We start from the raw sequence: 24150 nt of genomic DNA, 5'->3' as shown, positions 1-24150 counted from the left end.
GATCTCCCTATAATCGCGGCTTCTGTTTTTCCGGGTCGTTAGCTCAGTCGGTAGAGCAGCGGACTTTTAATCCGTTGGTCGCGTGTTCGAGTCACGCACGACCCACCAGCGATTCAGGCACCTAGCCCACTCCACGGAGTGGGCTTTTTGCTATCTGCGGTTCGTGCAGGCGTCATCAAGGTTGTCATGGGATGATCTTGTTGCCCGTGCATAGTGGCGAAACGGCCATTGGCTGGTAAGGACTGCGGGCTGGTTCTTGCGTGGCCACGTCGCTTGGCGAGACGCCGGCATGCATGGCGCCCAGGCATCGCAGGCGCCGGCCCGGAATGCGCTTGCCGGATGCGCCACGCGGGCAATACCTGTGCGCTCAGGCGTGAGCGGCAGCGGGAACGGTGAAAGGGGTCATGAGCATGATGGCGCGGACAATCGAACGTCTTGGCCGGCGGCTTCGCCTGCTGCCCCGCAAGCCGGGCGCGCACGAGCCGCGCGGCGCGAGGCCGCCGGGCCCGCCGGGGGCGGCCACCTCCGGCGGCATGCACGAGGCGCTGTTGCGCGCGGCCCGCACGCCGCTTGCCGAGCTGCTGCGGCAACTGGCCGCCAGCCCGGACGGGCTGAGCGAGGCCGAGGCCGCGCAGCGCCTGCAGCGCTGCGGCCCCAACCAGGCCGAGCGCGAGCGCTCCCGCCCGGCGGCGGTCGATCTCCTGCTCAAGTTGTTCAATCCGCTCAACGTGCTGCTGCTGACGCTGGCGGTGGTATCGGCCAGCATCCGCAACTACGACGCCTCGGCGGTGATTGCCGTGATGGTGCTGCTGAGCGTGGGCCTGGCCACCGTCCAGGAGCGCCGCTCCGGGCGCGCCGCGGCGGCGCTGCGCGCGATGGTGCATACCACCGCGGCGACGCAGCGCCGGATAACCCCGGCCGATTCGCCCGTCACGCGCGAATTGCCGATCGGCGAGCTGGTGCCGGGCGACATCGTCCACCTGGCCGCGGGCGACCTCGTGCCCGCGGATGCCAGGGTGCTGGCGTCGAAGGACCTCTTCGTCAACCAGGCGCCCCTGACCGGGGAGTCGCTGCCGGTGGAGAAATTCGCCCGCGACGGCGCCAGCGGCACCGACCCGTGCGCGCTGGAGAACATCGTGCTGATGGGCACGGCGGTGGTCAGCGGCAGCGCGAGCGTGGTGGTGGTGTTCACGGGGCCGCATGCCATGTTCGGCGGCATCGCCCGCTCGCTTGCCGAGGAGGCGCCGGCCACGGTGTTCGAGCAGGGCCTGCAGCGCTTTGCGCGGATGATGATCGTTCTCATCGCGATACTGGCGCCGCTGGTGTTCCTGATCAACGGGCTGACCAAGGGCGACTGGCTGGAGGCGCTGCTGTTCGCGGTGGCGGTGGCCGTGGGGCTGACCCCGGAGATGCTGCCGATGCTGGTGACCGTCAACCTGGCCAAGGGCGCGCTGGTCATGTCCGGGCGCAAGGTGATCGTGAAACACTTGAGCGCGATCCAGAACCTGGGCGCGATGGACGTGCTGTGCACCGACAAGACCGGCACCTTGACGCAGGACCGCATCATCCTGAAGAAGCACGTGGACCTGGCCGGGCAGGAAACCGCGCGCGTGCTCGAGTTCGCCTACCTGAACAGCTTCCACCAGTCCGGCCTGCACAACCTGCTGGACAAGGCGGTCCTGCTCCACGAGGAGGTGGGGGAGGCGCTGCGCAAGGCCGGCGAGTACCGCAAGATCGACGAGGTGCCGTTCGATTTCGAGCGGCGCCGCATGTCGGTCGTGGTGGAGGGGCCGCAGGGCAGGCTGCTGGTGTGCAAGGGCGCGGTGGAGGAGGTCTACGCCGCCTGCGCCAGCGCCGAACTCGCGGGCGAGGCGGTGGCGCTGGACGACTCCCACCGCCACGCGCTGATGGCGGTGTGCAACGCGCTCAATGCCGACGGCTTCCGCGTCATCGCGATCGCCTACAAGGCCTTGCCGCCGGCGCCGGACACGCATCCGTACTCGGTGGCGGACGAAGCCGGGCTGATCCTGCTCGGCTACATCGCGTTCATCGATCCGCCGAAGGAAAGCGCGGCGCCCGCGCTGGAAGCGCTGCGCCGTGGCGGCGTCGAGGTCAAGGTCCTGACCGGCGACAGTCCGGTGATCGCGTGCAAGATCTGCCGCGAGGTGGGCCTCGACGTCGGGCGGCCGGTGCTCGGCGCCGAACTCGACGGCATGTCGCCGCAGGCGCTCGGCGAGCTGGCCGAGCGCACGGTGCTGTTCGCCAAGCTGACGCCGGCCCACAAGGCGGCCGTCGTCAAGGCCCTGCGGGCGCGCGGCCGGGTGGTCGGCGTGCTTGGCGACGGCATCAACGACGCCCCGGCGCTGAAGGCCGCGGACGTCGGCATCTCGGTGGACACCGGCGCGGACATCGCCAAGGAGTCGGCCAGCATCATCCTGCTGGAAAAGAGCCTGATGGTGCTGCACGACGGCGTCATCGAGGGCCGCAAGGTCTTCGTCAACCTGCTCAAGTACCTGCGCATGGGCGCGAGCTCCAACTTCGGCAACATGTTCAGCGTGCTCGGCGCGAGCGCGTGGCTGCCATTCCTGCCGATGGCGCCGATCCAGGTCCTGACCAACAACCTGCTCTACGACTTCTCGCAGACCGCGCTGCCCACCGACAACGTCGACGAGGCCGCCATCAGCCGTCCGCGCCGCTGGGAGATCGGCAAGCTGGGCCGCTATATCCTCTGCATCGGCCCGATCAGCTCGCTGTTCGACTACATCACCTTCGCCGCGCTCTACTGGGTGCTGGGAGCCAGCACGCCCGCGCAGCAGAACCTGTTCCAGACCGGCTGGTTCCTCGAGTCGCTGCTGTCCCAGACCCTGATCGTCCACGTCATCCGCACGCGGCGGATTCCCTTCCTGCAAAGCCGGGGCAGCCCCGCGCTGATCGCCACCACGCTCGCCATCTGCGTGGCCGGCGTCTGGCTGCCCTATTCGCCGCTGGCGCCGTCACTGGGACTGGTGCCGCCGCCGGGCGTGTTCTGGGGGCTGCTGGTGCCGATCCTCTGCGGCTATTGCTTCCTCACCTATGCCCTGCGCGGCTGGCTGGTCCAGCGGCTTTCCATCGACTGATCCCGGCCGGCCTGGACGATGCCGGCGGGCGTGCGCGGACGACAGCGGCACCGCGTCGGCGGCGGGCACTTCGACCTGCCGGATGGCCATCAGCATGGCGATCGCCGCGACGCCGAGGCCCGACGTCAGCCACAGCGCATTGACGCCGAACGTATCCAGGCACATGCCGAACAGCCACGGCGCGAGCGCCTGCGCGACGCGGGCCGGCACCATCAGGACGCCTTGCCGGTATCCATACCCGCCGGGGCCGAAGATCACCAGCGGCAGCGTGCCCTTGGCGATCGTCAGGATGCCGTTGCCCGCGCCATGCAGTACGCCGAACAGCGCCGCCGCCGGGGCGCCGATCACGCCGAACGCGAGCGCGCCGACGGGGTGGAGCGCGGCGGCGATGCGCGCGGAGAGCAGCGGATGGACCTTGCGCAGCAGGCCGAACTCCAGCAGCCGCGCCGCCACCTGCGCCGGGCCGATCAGCGCGCCGACCATGACGGCGGTGGCCAGCGTCGCGCCGCCGGCCTGCAGCACGCGCGGGAGGTGGGCCGCCATCGCCGTGCTGGTGAACCACGTCGCGGCGAACACGAAGGCCAGCGACATGGAGGCCAGCCGCTGCGCGGGCGTCTCGCGGGGCGCCGGGGGGGCGCTGGCGCCGGCATTGCCCGGCGCCGCGGCGGCGCCGGCGGCCATGCCGCGCGGCAGGCTCAGGTTCAGGGCCAGCCCCAGCGTCAGGTGAAGGGCCGCCCAGGCGAAGCAGGCGCCGCGCCAGCCGATGTGCGACTCCATGAACGTCGACAGCGGCCAGCCGACCGTGCTGGCGAAGCCGGCGATCAGCGTCACGCCGGTGATGGCATTGCGCGAGCGATTGCCGTAGACGGCGACCAGCGTGGCGAATGCCGCCTCGTACAGGCCGGCGCCCATGCCGATGCCGAGCACCAGCCACGCCGCGAACAGCCCGGTTGCCCCGTGGGTGAGGCCCAGTCCGGCCAGCCCGATGGCGAACACGATGCTGGTGGCCGCCAGCACCGGCCGCCCGCCCGCGCGGTCGATCATCCTGCCGGCGGACGGCCCGAGCAGCGCCGAGACAATGAGCGCCGCGCTGAACGCGGCGAAGATCGTCGGCGTCGACACGCCGAGATCGTGCGCCATCGGCGTGGCGAGCATGGCCGGCAGATAGTACGTCGACCCCCACGCCAGCGTCTGTGCAATTCCCAGCCTGGCGATCATGCCGCCACCCGGTTCCCTGGCCATACCGTTCCTTGGATGATGATTCGACTTCGCCGCTGTCGGTGTCGCCGACGCGGGCGTCCTGCTCATGGCGCATGGCCGCCGCGGCGAGTGCCGGCGCCGCCTCGGCGGATCGTGACGGACATGATGTTCTCTCAGTTGGCCCGGGCCTCGTACCATGCCTGCGAGCGGTTGACGATGCCGACGACGAGCAGCATCACGGGTACCTCGATCAGCACGCCGACCACGGTCGCCAGCGCGGCGCCCGACTGGAAGCCGAAGAGGCTGATCGCGGTGGCCACGGCGAGCTCGAAGAAGTTGCTCGCGCCGATCAGGCTGGACGGGCCCGCCACGCAATGCGCGACGCCGAGCCTGCGGTTCAGCAGGTAGGCCAGCCCCGAGTTGAAGAAGACCTGGATGAGGATGGGTACCGCCAGCAGCGCGATCACGAGCGGCTGCTCGATGATTGCCCGGCCCTGGAACGCGAACAGCAGCACCAGCGTCAGCAGCAGCGCGGCAATGGAGCAGGGGCCCAGGCGCTGCGCGACCCGCTGGAAATGCGCCGCGCCGCGGGCCAGCAGCAGCTTGCGCAGTAGTTGCGAGATGACGACCGGCACGACGATGTACAGCCCGACCGAGGTCAGCAGCGTGTCCCACGGCACCGTGATCGACGACAGGCCGAGCAGCAGCGCGACCACCGGGGCGAACGCGACGACCATGATGGCATCGTTCAGCGCCACCTGCGACAGCGTGAAATAGGGGTCGCCCTTGCACAACTGGCTCCAGACGAAGACCATCGCCGTGCAAGGCGCGGCCGCCAGCAGAATAAGGCCGGCCACGTAGCTGTCGAGCTGGTCGGCCGCAAGCAGCGGCGCGAACAGGTGGCGGACGAAGATCCAGCCCAGCAGGGCCATCGAGAACGGCTTGACCGCCCAGTTGATGAACAAGGTCACGCCGATGCCCCGCCAGTGCGACCTGACCTGGCCAAGCGCGCCGAAATCGATCTTCAGCAGCATGGGAACGATCATGACCCAGATCAGGAATCCCACGGGAAGGTTGACCTGGGCGTACTCCATGCGCCCGATGGCATGGAAGACCTCCGGCAGGGCCTGCCCCAGCGCGATGCCGACGACGATGCAAAGCGCAACCCAGACGGTCAGGTAGCGCTCGAAGAAGCCGATGGCCGGTTTGGCCGAAACCGGCCTGGTGGCGGCGACGTGCGGACTGCTCATGGTTCAGCTCCCCGCGAGACGCTGCAGGGTCTCCTGCAGTTCGGCATCGCTCATCTCGTCGATCGGCAGCAGCAGCAACTGCAGCATCCGGTAGGCGATGGCCTGCCGGGTCAGCTCGAAGGCGAGCCGCTTCTTGTCGTCTCCGCCTTCGGTGTTCGACGGATCGGGGTAGCCCCAGTGCACCTTGACCGGGCTGCCCGGCCAGTACGGGCACGCCTCCTCGGCCGCGCTGTCGCAGACCGTGATGACGATGCGCATCCGGGGCGCGTCTGCCGCGACGAACTCGTCCCAGTTCTTGCTGCGGAAGTTGCCCGTGTCGACGCCGGCATTGCGCAGCACCTCGACCGCGAACGGGTTGATGCGGCCGCTGGGCGAGCTGCCGGCGCTGTAGGCATGCACGTCCCGGCCGAACTGCCTTGCCAGGTGATTGAGCATGCCTTCGCTCAGAACGCTGCGGGCGGAATTGTGGGTACAGAGAATCAGGACGTTTGTGGTCATGGCAGGGGCGAGAGTGAGCGCGGTGCGGCCGGCGGCGGTCAGCTTTTGCCGATGTCGCGTGCGGCCTTCCGCGGCGCGCCGGCAGCGAGCTGCGGAATCGGAGGGGACAGGAACAGTTCGATGCGGCGCTTGAGCGCGATGGCCGCATCGTTGATGGCGGGCCCCTAGCAGCAGGACCGATTGCCGGCGGCGACGGCAATGCCGACAGGCTTGCCTCCGGGCGCGCGCGGCGCGCAGCACGACGAATTTTCCTGGCCCTGTTCCTGGCCCTGTTCCTTCGGGCGGGACTCGCCGTAGACCGGCACGTCGCCGAGCGTGTGGAAGTGCTCCCAGGCGATGCCTTGCGGGTCCGTGACCCAGTACTTCTCGCTGCGCGCGTAGCAGCAGGTGGTCTCGCCTTCGTCGAGCAGCGCCATGTCGGCGGCCTCGGCCTGCTTCTTCAGTGCCGCCAGTTCGCCCGCGTCGTCGGTCTGGAAGCCGAGATGGTCCAGCCCGGGCTTGGCGCCCCGCGCCGAGATCGCGAAGTTCACGCGCGGGTCCTCGAGCATCCATTTCGCGTAGTCGTCCTTCACCACGCTGGGTTCCGCCGCGAACAGCGCCGAGTAGTAGCGGATGCTGGCGGGCAGGTCTGCCACGCTGACGTGGACGTGAAAGCGCTTCATGATTGCAACTCCGGGGCAACGGCACAGTTGGGCAGGGGGGAGCACGGATTGCCGCCGCAGCAGTTTTCCGTGAGGTAGCCAAGCAAGGCGTTCATGGTCTCGAAGCGAGCCATGTAGATGATGGAGCGTCCGTCCTGCCGGCTGGACAGGAGGCCCGCCCGGTGCAGTTCCTTGAGATGAAAGGACAGCGAGGAGGCGGGTATCTCCATCAGTTCGGCAATGCGGCCCGCCGCGAGCCCTTCGTGCCCCGCCTGGACCAGCAGGCGGAACACGGACAGGCGGATTGCGTGGGCGAGCGCGCCAAGCGCTTCGAGGGCATGAGTCGATTCCATGTTTCGAATATATTCGAAACATGGAAATTTAGCAACGGACATCGCGAAGATGCGCGGCAAGGCACGGGACGGGCGCGAAATGCGCTTATCGGTATGATGCGACCGGTACCTCCTTGTATCCAAAGCCTCCACGGTTCCAGGAATGATGAAGATAGAAACCGCCGTAGCCGCGCTGGCCGCGCTGGCCCAGGATTCCCGCCTCAAGATCTTCCGCCTGCTCGTGCAGGCCGGCCACGACGGCGTCAATGCCGGCCGGATCGGCCAGGAACTGGGCGTGCCGCCGGCGACGTTGTCCTTCCACCTGAAGGAACTGGTCCATGCCGGACTGATCAAGAGCACCCAGGACGGCCGGTTCGTCATCTACCGCGCGCAATTCGACCAGATGAACGAGCTGATCGGCTTCCTGGTCGAGCACTGCTGCGAGGGGCATCCGGAGGATTGCGGGTTCACGGCCGCGGGGTGCGGTCCCGCCCGCGCGAAGTCCGCGCAGAAGAAGACGTCCCCTGCCTAGCCGGGGCCGCTGCCGGCGCGATGATGAGCAGCGTCACTTTCGCCGGCATACGCATGCCGCCCCGGGCGGCATGCGATCCGGCGCGCCTACTTCCGCTGCATGTCCACGACGGTCGGCCTGCCGTCGACCTTGTCGAAGACGACCGCGACCGCATCGCCCTCCTTGAAGTCTTTCAGCACGGCGCGGTCCCTGGCCGGGAATGCCATCGTCATGGCGGGCATGCCGAGGTTCTCGATGGGGCCGTGCTTGAGCGTGACCTTGCCTGACTGCAGGTCGATCTTCCTGATTTCCGCCGCCACCGGGCGCGGCGCCTGCCGCGCTCCGGCAGCCGCCGCGGCGGGGGAAGAAGGGGAAGATGGCTTCATGGCCATGCCATCCATCGATGCCGCGGCGAACGCGGCGGGCGCGGTGGCGAGCGCAACAACGAGCGCAACGAGCGGGACAATCCTGACGTGCTTCATGACGTTTCCTCTTGAGGTGAAGGGTGGGTGGGGCGTGGCGCGGACGATACGGACGATAGGGACGATACGGACGATGTGGGCGCAGCCGCTGCCTGGCGCCTGCGGATCAGCAGGTACAAGGCCGGCACGACGAACAGGGAGAGCAGCGGGGCGGTGACCATGCCGCCGACCATCGGCGCGGCGATGCGCTGCATGACTTCCGATCCGGTGCCGTGCGACCACATGATCGGAATCAGGCCGGCGAGGATGACCGCGACGGTCATCGCCTTGGGGCGGACCCGCAGCACGGCGCCTTCCTGGATGGCATCGAGCAGCGCGGGCAGGCTTGCCTCGCCCTGGTCCACGCGCCCGGCCCAGGCCTGCTTCAGGTAGAGCAGCATGATGACGCCGAACTCGGCCGCGACGCCGGCCAGCGCGATGAAGCCGACGACCCCGGCCACCGACAGGTTGTAGCCCAGCAGATAGAGCAGCCAGAAGCCGCCGATGAGCGCCAGCGGCAGCGTGCCCATGATGAGCAGGGCCTCGTCCAGCCGGCCGAACACCAGGTAGAGCAGCACGAAGATGATGAGCAGCGTGAAGGGCACCACCACCTTCAGCTTCGCGGTGGCGCGCTCCAGGTACTCGAACTGTCCCGACCAGCTGACGGAATAGCCCGCCGGCATCGGCACCGCCTTGGCCACCGCCGCCTGCATGTCGCGCACGGCCGAGCGCAGGTCGCGCCCGCGGATGTCCACGTACACCCAGCCGGACAGGCGGGCATTCTCGCTGCGCAGCATGGGCGGCCCCTGCACGACCTGGATGCGCGCCACGTCGGACAGCGTGATCTGCTGGCCCCGGTCGGTGACGATGGGCAGGCCGCGCAACTGTTCCACCGAGTCGCGGTAGTCCCGCGGGTAGCGCACGCTGATGGGAAAGCGCGCCAGCCCGTCGACCACTTCGCCCACGTTGTCGCCGCCGACCCCCGACGACACGATGCTCTGCACATCCTCGATGTTGAGCCCGTAGCGCGCGGCGGCCACGCGGTCGATATCCACGTCGATGTAGCGGCCGCCGGCGAGCCGTTCGGCCAGCGCGGAAGTGACGCCCGGCACCGTCTTGACGGCCGCTTCGATCCGCGAGGCGAGCCGGTCGATTTCCTTCAGGTCGGTGCCCGCCACCTTGATGCCGACCGGACTCTTGATGCCCGTGGCGAGCATGTCGATCCGGTTGCGGATCGGCGGCACCCAGATGTTGGACAGGCCCGGCACTTTGACGATGCGGTCGAGTTCCTCCACGATCTTGTCGATGGTCATGCCGGGGCGCCACTGGTCGCGGGGCCGGAACCGGATGGTGGTCTCGAACATCTCGATCGGCGCCGGGTCGGTCGCCGTATCGGCGCGCCCGGCCTTGCCGAACACGGTGGCCACTTCCGGCACGGTCTTGATGAGCCGGTCGGTCTGTTGCAGCAGCTGCGCCGCCTTGCCGGCGGACAGCCCGGGCAGGGCCGAGGGCATGTACAGCAGGTCGCCTTCGTCGAGCGGCGGCATGAATTCGCCGCCGATGCGCATGACCGGCCAGGCGCTGGCGGCCAGCAGCAGCGCGGCGATCGCCACGGTGGTCCAGGGACGGGCCAGCACTCTCGCCAGCACGGGCCGGTACGCGCGGATCAGCCACCGGCTCAGCGGGTTGGCCTGTTCCGACGGAATCCTGCCGCGGATCAGGTAGCCCATCAGGACCGGCACCAGCGTCACGGACAGCCCCGCCGCCGCGGCCATTGCGTAGGTCTTGGTGAAGGCCAGCGGCGAGAACAGCCGGCCCTCCTGCGCCTCCAGCGTGAAGACCGGAATGAACGACAGCGTGATGATGAGCAGCGAGAAGAACAGTGCCGGCCCCACCTCGGCGGCCGACTCGCCGATCACGTTCCAGCGTTCCTGCCCGGCCAGGCTGCTCCCGGGATGCGTCGCGTGCCAGTGCTCCAGATGCTTGTGCGCGTTCTCGATCATGACGACGGCGGCATCGATCATGGCGCCCACCGCGATGGCGATGCCGCCCAGGGACATGATGTTGGCGTTGACCCCCTGGTAGCGCATCACCAGGAATGCGGCCAGCACGCCCAGCGGCAGCGACACGATGGCCACCAGCGCGGAGCGCAGGTGGAACAGGAAGACCAGGCAGACGATGGCGACGACGATGAACTCCTCGATCAGCTTGTGCGTCAGGTTCTCCACCGCGCGGTTGATGAGGGCCGAGCGGTCGTAGGTGGGCACGATCTCGACGCCCGCCGGCAGGCTCTTTTGCAGCGTGGCGAGCTTCGCCTTTACCGCCTCGATGGTTTCCAGCGCGTTCTTGCCCGAGCGCATCACGATCACGCCGCCGGCCACCTCGCCCTGGCCGTCCAGCTCGGCGATGCCGCGCCGCATCTCGGGGCCGAGCTGGACGGTGGCGACGTCTCCCAGCCGCACCGGGATGCCGGCGGCGCTCGTCGCAAGCGGTATCTGCCGGAAATCGTCGAGCGTCTTCAGGTAGCCGGTGGCCCGCACCATGTATTCCGCCTCGCCCAGTTCCAGCACCGAGCCCCCGCTCTCCTGGTTGGCGCCCTTGAGCGCCGCCAGCACCCTGGACAGCGGCAGGTTGTAGGCGCGCAGGCGGTCCGGCATCGGCACGACCTGGAACTGCCTGACCATCCCGCCGAGGGAGGCGACCTCGGCGACATTCGGCAGCGATTTCAGCTCGAAGCGCAGGAACCAGTCCTGCAGCGCGCGCAGCTGGCCCAGGTCGTGCCGGCCGGTCTTGTCCACCAGCGCGTACTCGTAGATCCAGCCGACGCCGGTGGCGTCCGGGCCTAGCGCCGGCCTGGCCGCGGCCGGCAGGCGCGCCTGCACCTGGTTCAGGTATTCCAGCACGCGGGACCGCGCCCAGTACAGGTCGGTGCCGTCCTCGAACAGCACGTAGACGAAGGAGTCGCCGAAGAACGAGTAGCCGCGCACGGTCTTGGCGCCCGGCACCGACAGCATGGTGGTGGTCAGCGCGTAGGTGACCTGGTTCTCCACGATCTGCGGCGCCTGGCCGGGAAACGGCGTGCGGATGATGACCTGCACGTCCGACAGGTCCGGCAAGGCGTCGAGCGGCGTGCTGCGCACCGCCCACAGCCCCCATGCGCTCAGCATGGCCGTCGCCAGCAGGACCAGGAAGCGGTTGCGGATGGATGCCAGGATGAGGCGGGCGATCATGGCCTGGCTCCCCGCGCGGCGGCGGCCGGCTCGACCGACGACAGGACCGCCTCGCCGTCGTCATTCAGGTGGAAGCGGAAGCGCACGCGATCGCCCGGCTTGAGCCCCTTGGGCAGGCCGGCGGGCGGCGCGGCAAAATCCATCGTCATGGCGCCCCACTGCGCCGATGGAATGGCGCCGTGCGAGATGGTCAGGCTGTCGCCGCCGTTCACGGCCTCGATGCGTCCCGCTCCCTCGTGCTCGGCCGCCGGCGCGGCTGGCGCGGCTGGCGCGGCAGTGGCCGGGGCCGGGGCCGCGCTCATGCGCCCGGCGGTGCCGCGCAGGCTGGCCTCCGAATCGATGAGGAACTGCCCGGACGTGACGATTTTCTGGCCGGCTTTGAGACCGTCCAGCACCTCCACCATGCCCGCGGACTCGCGTCCGGTCCTGATGTCGGCAGCCACGAAACCGCCGCTGCCGGCATCCACCATGACGATGGCGCGCTGGCCGGTGCGGATGACGGATTCGGCGGGGATCAGCAGCGCGTCCTGGTCCTGGCCGCCGTCGAAGCGGACGCTCGCGAACATGCCCGGCAGCAGGCGCCGGCCCTTGTTGGGCAGGATGATGCGGACCTTGATGGTCCTTGTTGCCTGATCGACGTCGGGCAGCATGGCATCGACCTTGCCGGCGAGCGGCCCGGCCTCCCCGGCGGCATGCACCTGGACGGCCTGCCCCGCGGCAATGCTGCGCGCTTGCGCTTCCGGCACCTCGGCGATCACCCAGACCTGGCCAAGGTCGGCCAGGCGGAACAGCGTCATGCCGGGCGCGACGGTCATGCCGTCGCGGACGGCGACCTCGGTCACGAGGCCTTCGACCGGACTGGCGATGCCGAGGTCGGGCCGGACCTTGCCGGACGCTTCGACGGCGGCGATCTGGCCCGCCGTCATGCCGGCCTGGCGCATGCGCGCCCTGGCCGCGCCGCGCAGGTCGGGCTGGCCGGCCGCCGCCGTGCGGGACACCGCGAGAAACTCTTCCTGGGCAGCCACCCAGTCCGGCGAGTACAGCGTGACCAGCGCCTGGCCCCGCCGGACGGGATCGAATGCCGCGCGCACCGCGACATGCTGGACAAAGGCGGCCGTGCGCGCCTGGACCACCTGGATGCTGCGCTCGTCGACGGCGATGTTGCCGGGTGCCTCGAGCACCGCGCCCAGGCGGCCGGCCCTGACCTCGGCCGTGCGGATGCCCAGGTTCTGGGCGACCCGGCCATCCACCGTCACGCCACCGCCGCCATCACCGCCGCCATTTCCGTCGGCGTAGACGGGGACCAGCGGCATGTCCATGAAGGGCGACTTGCCCGGCTTGTCGAAACGCTGGCCCGGCACCATCGGATCGTGCCAGTACAGGACCTGCTTGCCGGTCTTCGGGTCGGTGCCGCCCGCCGCGCCGGCCGGGGCGGACGCCTGCGCCAGTTGCGCGCCCCGCGTGACGCCGAAGCGATAGGCGCCATAGACCGCGGTGCCGGCGAGAACCAGGCAGGCCGCTGCTGCAATACGCTTGCTGTTCATTTGACGTCCTTCGTGGCGGGTTCGGTTTGCGCGGTGGGCAGGGGAACGAGGAAGGCCAGGTCGGCCCACAGCTTCGCCGTCCTGGCTTCGAGCGCCAGCCGCTCCAGCGTCGCGTCGATGGCGCGGTGGTTCGCCTCGGCCACCGCCAGCAGCGTTCCGGTGCCGGCCCGGTAGGCGGTCAGGGCCGCGTCCGCCTGGGCTTGCGCCAGCGGCAGCAGGCTCTCGTCGTAGCGCTCGAGCCGGCCGAGATTGCGCTGCAACTCGGCGAGCCTGGCGCCGACCAGCGCCTGGAGATTGCGCCGGACGACTTCCGACCTGGCGCGCGCGTCCGTTGCCTGCGCCAGCCGGGCGGCGATTTCGCGGTCCTGGCGGTTGCCCTGGTCCCACGGCATCGGGAAGCTGACGTTGAGCGAGGCCATGTTGGAAAAAGCGGAGCCGCGCTGGCTGTAGGTCAGCTCGACGGTGATGTCGGGCTTGCTGGCTTGCGTGGCGGTCCGGATCTCGGTCTCCGCCAGGGCAATGTCGCGCCGGGCGGCCTCCACCTCCGGCACGGCGTCGAACTCGCCTTGCGCTAGCTGCCGCACCGGCTGCGGCACGTCCAGGCGCGGCCGCCCGGCGAGCGGCCGGCTGGCCTGCGGCCCGATCCAGCGCTCCAGGGCCTGCGTGCTGGTGGCCACGGCGGCCTGGTTTTCGTCCAGCCGGTCCTGCAGTTTCTGGATCTCCAGCTCCGCCGTCAGCACGTCCGCGCGCGTGCCGCGTCCGCTGCGATAGGCCGCGGCGGCGGCCTCGCGCGCCAGTCCGAGCGGATGGCCGTGATGGCCGAGCAGCACGCCGGTCTGCTCGGCGTACCAGCGGTCCAGCCACGCGGACACCGCATTGCGCTGCACGTTGGCCAGGCTGACCGCGCGCTGCGCCTCGGCGGAGGACGCCTCCGCCTCGAAGCGCGCGGCCCTGGCGCGGCGCTTGTCCGCGCGCGTGAATTCCTGCGCCACGCCGATGGACCGCTGGGTCATGAAGTCCCGGCTCAGCGAGAACTTGTCGGGGCCGCTGACGGGAACGTTGTCGAGCCCGAGCTTGAGCACCGGGTCGGGCAGCTGGCCGGCCGCGACCGCCATCTGAATGGCCGCCTCGACGGCGCCGCGCGAGGATTCGGCATCGCCGGCGCGCGCGGTGGCGAGCGCGACGGTCTCCGCCAGGGACAGCGGGGGAGGGGATTGCGGAGCCGCGGCATGCGACACCGCCATGAACGCGGACGCGCAGAGCAGCGCCAGCGTCTGACGACGAGGAAAAAGCATATAGCCTCCGGAAGCGACGACAGCTACCCCTGCAAAGGGGATAGCAACGAATCGGCGTCGTTCAGGAGGCTAGGTCTGAGAGCTGCAGTGGAGAATGTTGAGCGCGGGCGGCGGGGCGCGCGCCGCCGCGTCGGCATGAAGCACGACGCGGGAGTCCGCCACCATCACGGGTGTCGGCACGATGACGTTGAGCAGAACCGGCAGGAAGACCGGAAGCTGGGGCGACACGTGGTCGGCGGATTTGGAATCGGCCTGGCAGTGCGCCAGACAGAGCGCGCTCTGATCGCCGGCCTGCTCGCCGTCCGCGCTGGCGGACATCCGGGCCATCTGGTCCATCCCGGCCATCTCGGCGCAGGATTCCGTCAGGGCCGCCTCGGCGTTGCCGCCCGTCACCTGATAGCGGCTGCCGGCACAGGCGTAAGCCGCCGCCGCCAGTTGGACTGTCAGGAAGACGACGAGCAGGAAGCCGGCGAAGAGTGGATGCCGGCGGGCCGAGGAATGCAAAAGGCGCTTTTCAGGTGAATGGCAATCGCAAGAATACCGCTTTCCGCCTGAAATGCAATCGAGCGGCTTGGCCTGGGTCAAAAGGCCGCGGCTTCGCCGGCCATCGATCGCGGATGGGCATGGACGATGCCGGCGGGCGTGGCGCTTTACCGCATATTCACCGCACATTCACCACATATCGCGTGCCCAGACCGGACATCGCGGAACTTGATAGCTCCGAAGGGGTATTGAGCAGGGCGGGAGCCCGCTGCTACAGTCGCCCGCGCATACCCTTCGCGCCCGGGCCGCATCCGCAGTCCGAACCAGACCCTGGCACGCCGGCGGCGTGCGCTTGCCAACAAACAAAAACGGGTCAGGTCACATGTTCCACGGTCTCCATGCCGGCGCGCGGTCTCGCGCGGCCGGCCTGCTCTCGCTTGTCTTCGCCGCGGGTTTGCTGTCCGCGTGCGGCAGCGACGACGCGCCATCTTCTCCCCCCGCCGCGCAGGCGCCCGCCAGCCGCCTCATCGTCGACACCGGCACGGCCGCGCCCGCGCAGGGCGGCACGCTGACCCTGAAGGCCACGCTGCTCGGCGCCGACGGGCTCGAGGTCAAGGGCGCCAGGTTCGCGTGGTCGTCTTCCAGCGAAGCGGTCGCGGTGGTCGTCTCGGCCTCCGATCAGGCGCCGGCGGCGGCCAGCATGATGCAGCCGGTCGGCGCCTATGCGTCGGTGCGCATGCTGGCGCCGGGCGAGGTCGACATCCTCGCCACGGCGACGCTGCCCGACGGCAGCCAGGCCACCAGCACCACGCACCTCACGGTGCAGCCGCCTGCGGCGAAGTCCTACACGCTGACGCTGTCGCCGGCGTTGCTGACCGTGACGGCGGGCGGCGCCGCGCAGCCGGTGGCTGTTGCCGTGCGGCGCTCCGATGGCGTCGACGGCGCGGCGGACCTGGCCAACTGGTCGTGGACCAGCGACGACGCGACCTTCATCGTGACGGCGGCCGCGGACGGGCATGCCGCCCAGGTGGCCAGCCCCGCATCGGCCGTCGCCGCCGGCGCGGCCACGCTGACGGCTTGCGCGGACGCGCCGGCCGGCGCCCGGCTGTGCGCGAATGCGGCGCTGGCGCGCGCCGCCGCGCCGCCGCCGCCGACCTATACCCTGGGCGGCACGCTTGCCGGGCTGGCTGCGGGCAAGAGCCTGCAACTGGCCGACAGCAACGGCGATACGCTGGTCGTCAATGCCAACGGTTCGTTCTCGCTGCCGACGCCGCGGACGGCGGCATCGGCCTACGCGGTGACCGTGTCCGGCCAGCCGGCCGGCCAGACCTGCACGGTATCGAACGGGTCCGGCACGATGGCGGGCGCCAACGTGACCAGCATCGCGATCGCCTGCGTGCAGGCCCAGTTCGTGGTGGTCGCCAACCGCGATGACAGCACGCTGTCGGTCTACCGGACCGAGCCGGCGAGCGGGGCGCTCACGGCGGTGCCCGGCAGTCCCTTTGCCGCGGCCGGGCAGGTCCGCGACATCGCGTTCCTGCCTTCCGGGCTGGTCGGATACACCATCGCCACCGATACCGCGTCCGTCGTCGGCTTTCGGCTGGACCCGGCGAGCGGCGCCCTTTCCGTCATCCCGGGCGCGACGGCAACGGTGCCCTTCGGTGCGCCGGGGACGATTGCCGTCCATCCGAGCGGGAAGTGGATTCATGTCGGCGGGCCGGGCGTGGTGAGCAGTCTTGCGATCGACGCCGCGACGTTCGTCCCTTCGATGATCAGTGCCATCCCGGCACCGACTTCCCCAGGCGCGACGACCGGATTCGCGATCTCCCAGGATGGCATATCCCTGTACGCAATCAATGCCGTGCAGGACAGCGTGTGGCAGATCGGCGTCAATGCGGGCACCGGCTCGCTTGAAAGTCTTTCGATAGCGGCACCGGCCGGCTCGCAGCCCAATGGCGCCGTGCTGTCCGGCAACGGCGCATTTCTGTACATGCCCTATACCTTGAGCAACCTGGTCGGCGTCGCGAGCATTTCGTCAGGCACGGGCGCGCCGCTGTTCACGAGCATATTTACGACGGAGGCATCGCCAACCGACATCGCGCTCACGCCTTCGGGGGAATTCACTTACGTCCTCGGCAGCGCCAGCAACAGCATCGCGGCCTATCGCCTCGACGGCGTGACCGGCCTGCCTGTCGCGGCCCTGGGGACCACGCCGGTCGGCAGCAACGGGCAGCGGCTGCGCATCGATCCGAACGGACGATTTCTCTATACGCCGGCATTCAACGGTGCCGTCTATGGTTTCCGGATCGATGCGGTCACCGGCGCGCTGACCGCGGTGCCGGGCAGCCCGTTTGCGGCCGGCAACGGCAATACCGCCATCGCCATCGTGCAACCCTTGCCATAAGCGCGGCAGGCGCGGCCTCAGCCGTGCCGTCCGCGCGAGGGCGGGAACACGAGGCGGCCGTCCGCGCCGGACTCGTCGCGCAGGGTGCCGATGGCGCCCGTGGCCAGCGCCAGCGTGGCCGCCGCGGACAAGGCGCCGCTGTAGCTGTCGACGGCGGCATTGCGGGCCAGCAGCAACTGGTTCTGCGCCAGCGTGGCGTCGGTGATCGTGCCCACGCCCTTGCGGTAGGCGGCGAAAGCCGCGTCGTAGGTGGTCTGCGCGGCCGCGGCCAGCGCGCTGGCCGCTTCGTGCGCGGCGAGGCTGGTCTCCAGCGCGTTCTGGCTCATGACGATCTGCCGGACCGCGTCTTCCTTCGCGCGTGTCAGCCTGGTCGAGGCGTTCTCGGCGTTGTTGCGCGCCTGCGCCAGCACGGCGGAGCGCAGCCCGCCGTCGTAGAGCGGGATGGTGATGCCGAGGAAGACGCTGCCGCCGTAGCGGCTGCCGTTGAGGTTCACGGTCGGCGCCTGCTGGCCGACCGCGGGCAGGGCGCTGATCGCGGTCCCGCCGGACGCGTAGGAGGTGACGGCGGAGACGAAGACCTTGGGCAGGAACTCCGCCTCGGCCGCGCGGACCTTGGCCTGGTTGGCCTTTTCCGCGGCGTAGGCGCCGAGGATGTCGGGCCGGCTGGCGATGGCGGTGTCGACGATCTCCTCGATCGAGCGGCGCAGCGCGGGCGATAGCGGCCGCACCGGCAGCTCGGCGATCCGCGGCCTGGCCAGCGGCGAGATGCCGATGGCCGAGACCAGGCCCAGGTAGGCGTTGCTTTGCGCGCCCTGCGCCTGCACCAGGGCCAGCCTGGCCTGGGCGCGGTTCTGGGTGGCCTGGGCCACTTCGACCACGGTGCCGATGCCCTGCTGGCGGCGTGCCTGCGCGGCCGCGAGGACGGCGTCCGCGTTGTCCTGCGCCTGCTGCGCCGTGCCGGCGCGCGAGCGGGCGGCCTGGTACAGGTAGAAGGCCACGCTGACGTTGTGGATCACCTGCTGGTGGACCGCGGAGAAGGCGATGTTCGCCGCCACCGAGGTCTGCTCCACCGCTTCGACCAGGCTGGCGCGCTCGCCGAAATCGAACAGCAGCCATTGCAGCGACAGCGCCGAGATCGTGCCGTGCGCCGAGGCGTCGGCCGAGGCCTGCCCGAGCAGCGTCGAGGTGGAGCCGTGGCCGCTCTGGTAGCCGCCCATCGCGGTGGCGGAAATCTGCGGGAGATAGGCGCTCCTGGCGATGCCGGTCGCCAGCGCCGCGTTGCGCGCGTCGTTCCAGGCGATGCGGGTGAGCGGGTTGGCGGATTCCGCCATGTCGATCAGCTCGGCGAGCGTGTAGGCGTGCGCGGCATCGAGGTCCGGCGGCAGCGGCAGCGCCGCCAGCGTGCTGTTGGCGGGCAGGACATAGACGGGCGGCGCGGCGGCCTGCCGCGGCGGGGCCGGCACGATTTCCCCGCTGGCGGTGGTTTCCGGTTGCCACGGGCGGTCCGGCCGCGCGGGCGCCAGCTCCAGGGACGAGGTAGCGCAGCCGGCCGCGAGCGCGGCGGCCAGCATGGAAAGGGCCGCCCGCGGGCTAGGTGGGTGCATGGCGTGGGGATTCCTTGGCGGCGCCGCGCGGCGCGGCGCGGCCGCTTTCGGCCAGCCGCCTGTCGATGAGCGTGAGCAGGGCCGCGCGCGCGTCGGGCGCATCGGGTGCGTCGGGCGCAGCGGTGGCGTCACCGGTCGCGGTGCCGCTCGCGCGGCGCAGCCGGCGCGCGATCTCCGGATCGCCCGGCGACGTCTCCGCCAGCACGAACAGCGGGCCGGCCATCGCGCCGAACCTGTCGAGGACCTGGTGTCGCCGTTCGAGCCACGCCGGCGCCGGGCCGATCGACGCGGGCTCGTAGCGGGCCAGGGAAAGGTCTTCGTGGATGGTGCCTTGCAACGCCAGCGCGGCCGCGGCCTGCCGGCGCCGCGTGTCGGCGTGCCGGGTCGCGGCCAGCTGTTCCCACAGCGCGGCGAGGTCCGCCAGCGCGGCGTCGATGCGGCCGGCGATGCTGATCGGCCAGACCCGCGTGAAGACGAGGTAGACCACGAGGTTGCCCAGCATCACGCCGATGATGCGGTCGCGCGCGATGGTCAGGTCGAAGCCCGGCGCGGCGCCCTGCAGCACGCACAGGAAGAACGCGAAGGCGACCTGGAAGCCGGCGTAGGCGATGCGCGGCGAGCCTTGCCCGATCCACGCCGACACCAGCGTGCCGGCGAACACCAGCGCCATCAGCGCGCCGACCGAGGTGAGCGCGGGGACCGCGAACACCAGCGCGGCGGTGCCGAGCAGCGCGCCGGCCGCGCAGCCGGCCAGCCGCAGCGTGAGTTTCTCCACGGTCTCGGCGGCGGTGCCCAGCGATACCAGGTAGCAGGTGATGAAGCAGGTGTGGATGCCGGGCCAGTCGAGCTGCATGTAGAGCAGATAGCAGAACGTGGCGGCGGCCGTGGTCTTCAGTGCGTAGCGGACGTGGTCGGGATTCGAGAAGGCGTCGGGCAGGAAGAAGGCGGACGCATGCGCCTGGTCTGCTGCCTTGTTCGTGGCCTTGCCCGCCGCGTCGCTGTCCGGCGCCGGGGTTTCGGCGTAGCCATTGATGGCCGCCACCAGGTTCGCCGCCGCCGTTTCCGCCGCGGCCGGGAGCCCTTCCGCTGGCGGCGCCGTCAGTGCGATGTCGACCGGATAGCCGCCCTGCCCGAGCAGGCGCGCCATCTCGTCCAGGGTGTCGGCAATCGGCGCCGCGAACGATGCCGGCAGGTGCTCGCACGGCTCGCGGGTGACGGCATCGGTCGCCAGCAGGATCGCGGTGGTGGAGGCCGCGGCGTGGCGCAGCGCGGCCAGGTCGGCGGGCGGCAGCGTGCCTTCCAGCCTTGCCAGCGAGAGCCAGCCGGCCACCGGCTGCACCGCTTCGCGCAGGCAGGTGTCGAGCGCGTCGCGGCCGGCCCGCGGCGCGCGCAGACTGCCGGCGGCCACGCGCAGGCACTGCGCCAGCCGGCCGCAGGCCAGGCGCCGCGGCGAGCGGCCCAGCACCAGGTTGACCGCCACGTTGACGCCGATGGGAATCGCCACCATCAGCCAGGCGTAGAGCAGGCTGCGCGTGGCCGCCTCGCCGGTGGGCACGATGCCGAGCTCGTCGAGCGCGAAGCCGACGATCATGGCCACGATGGCGCCGATCGGGCGCAGCTTGCTGGCCGAGGTCAGGAACAGCAGGCCGGCCGACAGCAGCACGATGCAGGCCACCCGCAGCCCCGGGCTGTCGACGCTGAAGACCGCGACCAGCATCACCAGCCCGATCACGAAGCTGAGCAGCACCAGCGCGGCGACGCTCATCAGGATGCTGCTGGCGCGGTCGGGCCGGGTGATGAAGAACACCACATAGGCCGAGATCGCGGCCTCCGGCGTGCGGTAGATGCACGTCACCAGCACCACCAGCGTGCAGGTCAGCGCGATGCGCGCGGCCGCCTGCGCGCGTCCCGGCGCGGGCGCGAGCAGCCGGGCGAGGTCGCCCGGGCGCAGCCGCGCGCCGTCAGCGGCAGGCCGCGCCATGCCGGATCTCGACGGTGGCGCTCGCGCCGACCCGGGCGAGCGCCTCGGGCGCTTCTTCCAGGCGGATGCGCACCGGGAAGCGCTGCGCCACACGCACCCAGTTCACCGAGGCCTGCACGTAGGGCAGCGAGCGCGGCAGGTTGACGCGGTCGGTGTCGACGACGCCGGCGCCGATACCCGTCACGGTGCCGCGGATGGCGCGGTTGCGGTCGATCATCGAGTAGACCGTGGCGCAATCGCCGGCCTTGATCCCGGCCAGCACGGTTTCGCGGAAGTTGGCCACCGCGAACCATTCGCCGGTATGGATCAGCACGAAGAGGGACTGGTTGGGCACCACCACTTCGCCGGACAGGACCGTCAGCCCGGTGACGCGGCCGTCGTGCGGGGCGCGGACCAGCGTGTCGTCGAGCGCGCGCCGCGCGATGGCCAGCGCGGCCTGGCGCGCGTGCATGGCCGCCACCGCGCCCGCTTCGTCGCCCACGGCCTGGGCCGTGGCGGAGCGCTGCACCTTGGCCTGCTTGAGCGAGATCGCCGCGTCGCGCTGCGTGACCTGGGCCTGGTCCAGTTGCTGGGCCGGCACGTAGCCGTCCGCTTCGAGCGGGCGCAGGCGCTCCACCGTGCGCGCGGTCAGGGCGTAGTTCTGCGCGGCGCGCGCGGCCTGCTCGGCGGCGATCGACGCCGCCGCCTGCTCGCTGGCGATGCTCCTGCGCCGGGTGCCGAGCGCGGCCTGCGCCAGCTCCAGGTCCGCCTGCGCCTGGGCGACGGCCAGCCGGTAGGGCTCGGGGTCGATCTGGAACAGCGGCGCGCCCTTGGCGACCTGCTGGTTCTCCGTGACCCACAGCCGGGCGATCCTGCCGCCGACCGGCGAGGCTACGTGGACCACGTCGGCGTCGAGCGTGGCGTCGTCGGAGGACGGGAAGCGCGCGATGCGGTGATAGGCGTAGAAGGCCATGCCGATGCCCAGCACGACGATGGCCGCGGCGATCAGGCGGCCGCGGATGGCGGGTTGGCGTGCGCCGGCCAGCTTCATGGAAATTGTCCCGTTCCGAGCAACCAGGCGAGCACGGCGACCGTCACGCCGATTGCGGTGTTGACCAGCAGTTGGCAAGGCACGATCTGCGCCCATCCGGTGGCGACGAACACCCGGTGCGCAATCACCGCGCCGAGCGCGCCGATCAGCGCGCTCAGCAGCCAGAGCGGGAAGTAGGCGCCGAACAGGTCGAACGCGGGCGCGCCGCCGAACGCGCAGCCCTGCAGCGAGGCGCACGGCGCGGCCAGCGCGGCCAGCGCCGGCATGCGGCGGCGGCCGCGAGTCCATTGCCCGAAGGGCGTGAGTGCGCTGCTTTCTGTCTGAAACATCGTCAGTTCAATGATCGGTTTCAAGGATCGGCCAGCTCGCTTCCATGCCGCTGCGTCGGAAACAATGCAGGCAATATAGCAGCACGGAATGCGCCTTGTCCAAGAGTTGCGGCGGCGGTGCCGCGCGGGGAAATCCGCGGCGCTGCCGGCGGGGTGCTGGCGGGTGTCGGCGGGGTGCTGGCCGCAGCGGCTGGCGGCCGGCGCGGGCCGGCCGGCCCGCTGGCGACGGCCGCGATTCGTACTATGCGCATGCGCATTGGATTTAACCGGACGATTCAGATCGGATAGCCATAAAGTCCGATAAGCCATCGCGTAAAAGTTTTTTCGATAATTCCGTAATTTCAATTTTTTACGCGATAAAGAATTGAACTGGACTATCATGAACCAATTCGTTCTGGCGAACGATCCGCATCGCTGACTTCGGGAGTGGCTCCCTATGAGCGCAGAGATTCTCCAGTTGTTCAGGCTGGTGGGCATCGGCTTGACGCTGATGCTTCCGCTGGCCAATCCGCTGGCATCCATGTCGCTGCTGCTGGCGCTGGGCGCGCATATGCCGGACGCCAGGCGCAAGCGCCAGATCCGGCTCGGCGCCTGCTACGTGACGTCGATCATGCTGGTGGCCTATTACTCCGGCACGTGGATCATGCGCACGTTCGACATATCGATTCCGGGCATGCGCATCGCCGGCGGCCTGATCGTTTCCTTTCTCGGCTTCAAGATGCTTTTTCCATCTGCCCCGGTAACGGACATTCCGGAAACCGGCAAGAAAAAGGCCGAGCAAAGCCAGGAGAATTCCGCCGATATCGCCTTCGTGCCGCTGGCGTTTCCGGGGACCGCCGGGCCCGGTTCCATCGCGATCGTCATCAGCCTCGCCTCCAAGCTCAGCGGCAAGCAGGACGCATATGCCGATTGGGTCCTGGCGGCGGCGCCGGTGATCGTCGCGGTGCTGCTGGGCCTGCTGTTCTGGATCTGCCTGCGCTCGTCCACGCAGCTCGTGCGCTTTCTCGGCAATGGCAGCGTCGAGGCCATCTCGCGCGTGATGGGGTTCCTGCTGGTCTGCATGGGCGTGCAGTTCGTGATCGACGGCACGCTGGAAGTCGTCGCCGCTTCGGCGCATTGAGGAGAACGTCATGTTGCGGCATTTTCGGAAGTTCCGGCTCGCGGCGCTGGGCGCGATCGCCATCGCGCTGACCGCATTGGGCGTCTCGCTCGCCTACGGCTGCACGCGCGTGCTGTATGTCGGTGCGGACGGCCAGGTGATCACCGGACGCTCGATGGACTGGTCCGAGGACATGGGCTCCAATCTCTGGGTGTTTCCCGCCGGCATCGGGCGCGACGGCGCCGCGGGGCCGCGCTCGCCGCGCTGGACGTCGAAATACGGCAGCGTGGTCGTGTCGGGTTATGAGATCGGCAGCGTCGACGGCATGAACGAGCGCGGGCTGGTCGCCAATGCGCTGTATCTCGCCGAGACCGACTACGGCAGGCCCGACGCGCGCCGCGCGGGAATCGCCATCAGCCTGTGGGCGCAGTATGCGCTCGACAATTTCGCCACCGTCGCCGAAGCGGTCGGCGTGCTTGGCCAGAATCCCTTCCAGGTCATCGCGCCGCCGCTGCCCAACGGCAAGCCGCTGACGATCCATCTTTCGCTGTCGGACGCGCAGGGCGATTCGGCCATTCTCGAGTATCTCGGCGGCAAGCTCGTCATCCACCACGGCAAGGCGTTCAAGGTCATGACGAACTCGCCGGCCTACAGCGAGCAGCTTGCGCTCGACACCTACTGGAAGGGCGTCGGCGGCCTGACGTTCCTGCCCGGCACCAATCGCGCCGCGGACCGCTTCGTGCGCGCGTCGTTCCTGCTCGACGCGATTCCGAAGCGGCTCGATCCGAACTACATCGCCGGCGTGCCGAACCGGTCGTACGCGTTCCAGGCCGTGGCCGGCGTGATGAGCGTGATGCGTTCGGTGAGCGTGCCGCTCGGCATCAGCACGCCGGACCAGCCCAACCTGTCCTCGACCATCTGGCGCACCGTGTCGGACCAGAAGAACCTGGTCTACTACTTCGACTCGGCCACGCGCCCGGACACGTTCTGGGTGTCGCTGGACAAGCTGAACCTGAAAGCCGGCGCGCCGGTGCTGAAGCTGGCGATGGACAAGGGGCAGGTCTATGCGGGAGAGGTGTCGGCGTCGTTCGTGCCGGCGCCGCCGTTCGCGTTCATGCCGGCGCCCTGACGCGCGGCGGATG

At 69.9% G+C, this 24150-nt stretch carries 18 protein-coding genes, 1 tRNA gene and 1 pseudogene; 6 read left to right on the top strand and 14 right to left on the bottom strand.

The features are described 5' to 3' along the window. Positions 1–32: 32 nt before the first annotated feature. Positions 33–108: transfer RNA gene (locus tag ACWTPI_RS15170), tRNA-Lys, on the top strand. A 296-nt stretch (positions 109–404) separates the two neighbouring features. Further along, a pseudogene (mgtA, locus tag ACWTPI_RS15165) lies at positions 405–3041 on the top strand (magnesium-translocating P-type ATPase); the annotation flags it as partial. On the opposite strand, the gene ACWTPI_RS15160 reads toward mgtA, so the two are convergent. From ACWTPI_RS15160 to ACWTPI_RS15140, 5 genes are all read right to left on the bottom strand, one after another. Next, entirely contained in the window at positions 2994–4358 is a 1365-nt protein-coding gene (locus tag ACWTPI_RS15160) for an MFS transporter (RefSeq protein WP_454732048.1), read from the bottom strand. The pseudogene mgtA and the gene ACWTPI_RS15160 sit on opposite strands and share 48 nt — an antisense overlap. Positions 4359–4489: 131 nt before the next feature. Further along, positions 4490–5566, bottom strand: a complete 1077-nt coding sequence (gene arsB / locus ACWTPI_RS15155) for an ACR3 family arsenite efflux transporter (protein ID WP_454732047.1) — start codon at positions 5564–5566, stop codon at positions 4490–4492. A 3-nt stretch (positions 5567–5569) separates the two neighbouring features. Continuing rightward, entirely contained in the window at positions 5570–6064 is a 495-nt protein-coding gene (locus ACWTPI_RS15150; protein WP_454732046.1) for an arsenate reductase ArsC, read from the bottom strand. A 164-nt stretch (positions 6065–6228) separates the two neighbouring features. Then, positions 6229–6726 carry an ArsI/CadI family heavy metal resistance metalloenzyme gene (locus tag ACWTPI_RS15145; RefSeq protein WP_454732045.1) on the bottom strand — a complete coding sequence of 166 codons (498 nt, stop codon included), beginning with the start codon at positions 6724–6726 and terminating at the stop codon, positions 6229–6231. Next, on the bottom strand, positions 6723–7058 hold the full coding sequence (locus ACWTPI_RS15140) for an ArsR/SmtB family transcription factor (RefSeq protein WP_454732044.1): 336 nt from the start codon (positions 7056–7058) through the stop codon (positions 6723–6725). Before ACWTPI_RS15140 ends, ACWTPI_RS15145 begins: the two co-directional genes overlap by 4 nt. 145 nt (positions 7059–7203) lie before the next feature. Here ACWTPI_RS15140 and ACWTPI_RS15135 point away from each other — a divergent pair, with 145 nt between their 5' ends. Beyond that, positions 7204–7569: an ArsR/SmtB family transcription factor gene (locus ACWTPI_RS15135; protein WP_020206785.1), complete on the top strand. Its 366-nt coding sequence runs from the start codon at positions 7204–7206 to the stop codon at positions 7567–7569. Positions 7570–7655: 86 nt separating this feature from the next. Here the strand turns inward: ACWTPI_RS15135 and ACWTPI_RS15130 are convergent, their stop codons facing one another. The 5 genes from ACWTPI_RS15130 to ACWTPI_RS15110 all read right to left on the bottom strand — a co-directional run bounded on the left by ACWTPI_RS15130 (position 7656) and on the right by ACWTPI_RS15110 (position 14582). After that, positions 7656–8030: a copper-binding protein gene (locus tag ACWTPI_RS15130; RefSeq protein ID WP_454732043.1), complete on the bottom strand. Its 375-nt coding sequence runs from the start codon at positions 8028–8030 to the stop codon at positions 7656–7658. Then, entirely contained in the window at positions 8027–11239 is a 3213-nt protein-coding gene (locus ACWTPI_RS15125; protein WP_454732042.1) for an efflux RND transporter permease subunit, read from the bottom strand. Before ACWTPI_RS15125 ends, ACWTPI_RS15130 begins: the two co-directional genes overlap by 4 nt. Beyond that, a complete protein-coding gene (locus ACWTPI_RS15120; RefSeq protein WP_454732041.1) occupies positions 11236–12783 on the bottom strand; it encodes an efflux RND transporter periplasmic adaptor subunit in 1548 nt (515 codons plus the stop codon). The genes ACWTPI_RS15125 and ACWTPI_RS15120 overlap by 4 nt, the downstream gene beginning before the upstream one ends. Then, positions 12780–14078: a TolC family protein gene (locus tag ACWTPI_RS15115; protein WP_454732040.1), complete on the bottom strand. Its 1299-nt coding sequence runs from the start codon at positions 14076–14078 to the stop codon at positions 12780–12782. The genes ACWTPI_RS15120 and ACWTPI_RS15115 overlap by 4 nt, the downstream gene beginning before the upstream one ends. Positions 14079–14147: 69 nt before the next feature. Further along, the gene (locus tag ACWTPI_RS15110) at positions 14148–14582 is read right to left on the bottom strand and encodes a hypothetical protein (protein WP_059411266.1); all 435 of its coding nucleotides are present in this window, start codon (positions 14580–14582) and stop codon (positions 14148–14150) included. A gap of 361 nt (positions 14583–14943) precedes the next feature. On the opposite strand from ACWTPI_RS15110, the gene ACWTPI_RS15105 reads away from it, so the two are divergent. After that, complete coding sequence (locus tag ACWTPI_RS15105) at positions 14944–16965, top strand: lactonase family protein (protein WP_454732039.1); 2022 nt, start codon at positions 14944–14946, stop codon at positions 16963–16965. A gap of 17 nt (positions 16966–16982) precedes the next feature. On the opposite strand, the gene ACWTPI_RS15100 is transcribed toward ACWTPI_RS15105, so the two are convergent. The 4 genes from ACWTPI_RS15100 to ACWTPI_RS15085 are packed head-to-tail and all read right to left on the bottom strand — an operon-like array spanning position 16983 to position 21846. Next, positions 16983–18569, bottom strand: coding sequence for a TolC family protein (locus tag ACWTPI_RS15100; protein ID WP_454732038.1), 1587 nt, complete (start codon positions 18567–18569; stop codon positions 16983–16985). Then, on the bottom strand, positions 18556–20550 hold the full coding sequence (locus tag ACWTPI_RS15095) for an FUSC family protein (protein ID WP_454732037.1): 1995 nt from the start codon (positions 20548–20550) through the stop codon (positions 18556–18558). Before ACWTPI_RS15095 ends, ACWTPI_RS15100 begins: the two co-directional genes overlap by 14 nt. Next, positions 20531–21580: a multidrug transporter subunit MdtN gene (gene mdtN, locus ACWTPI_RS15090; protein WP_059411270.1), complete on the bottom strand. Its 1050-nt coding sequence runs from the start codon at positions 21578–21580 to the stop codon at positions 20531–20533. Before mdtN ends, ACWTPI_RS15095 begins: the two co-directional genes overlap by 20 nt. Next, the gene (locus ACWTPI_RS15085; RefSeq protein ID WP_020204621.1) at positions 21577–21846 is read right to left on the bottom strand and encodes a YtcA family lipoprotein; all 270 of its coding nucleotides are present in this window, start codon (positions 21844–21846) and stop codon (positions 21577–21579) included. The genes mdtN and ACWTPI_RS15085 overlap by 4 nt, the downstream gene beginning before the upstream one ends. A 499-nt stretch (positions 21847–22345) precedes the next feature. Between ACWTPI_RS15085 and ACWTPI_RS15080 the strand changes: the two genes are divergently transcribed. Together ACWTPI_RS15080 and ACWTPI_RS15075 are read left to right on the top strand one after the other, a co-directional pair. Then, positions 22346–23029 carry a MarC family NAAT transporter gene (locus ACWTPI_RS15080; protein ID WP_454732036.1) on the top strand — a complete coding sequence of 228 codons (684 nt, stop codon included), beginning with the start codon at positions 22346–22348 and terminating at the stop codon, positions 23027–23029. A gap of 10 nt (positions 23030–23039) precedes the next feature. Continuing rightward, complete coding sequence (locus ACWTPI_RS15075; RefSeq protein WP_454732035.1) at positions 23040–24137, top strand: linear amide C-N hydrolase; 1098 nt, start codon at positions 23040–23042, stop codon at positions 24135–24137. Positions 24138–24150 lie beyond the last annotated feature (13 nt).

Source organism: Cupriavidus ulmosensis (assembly GCF_977008105.1).
This window is presented reverse-complemented; position numbering and strand designations above follow the sequence as displayed.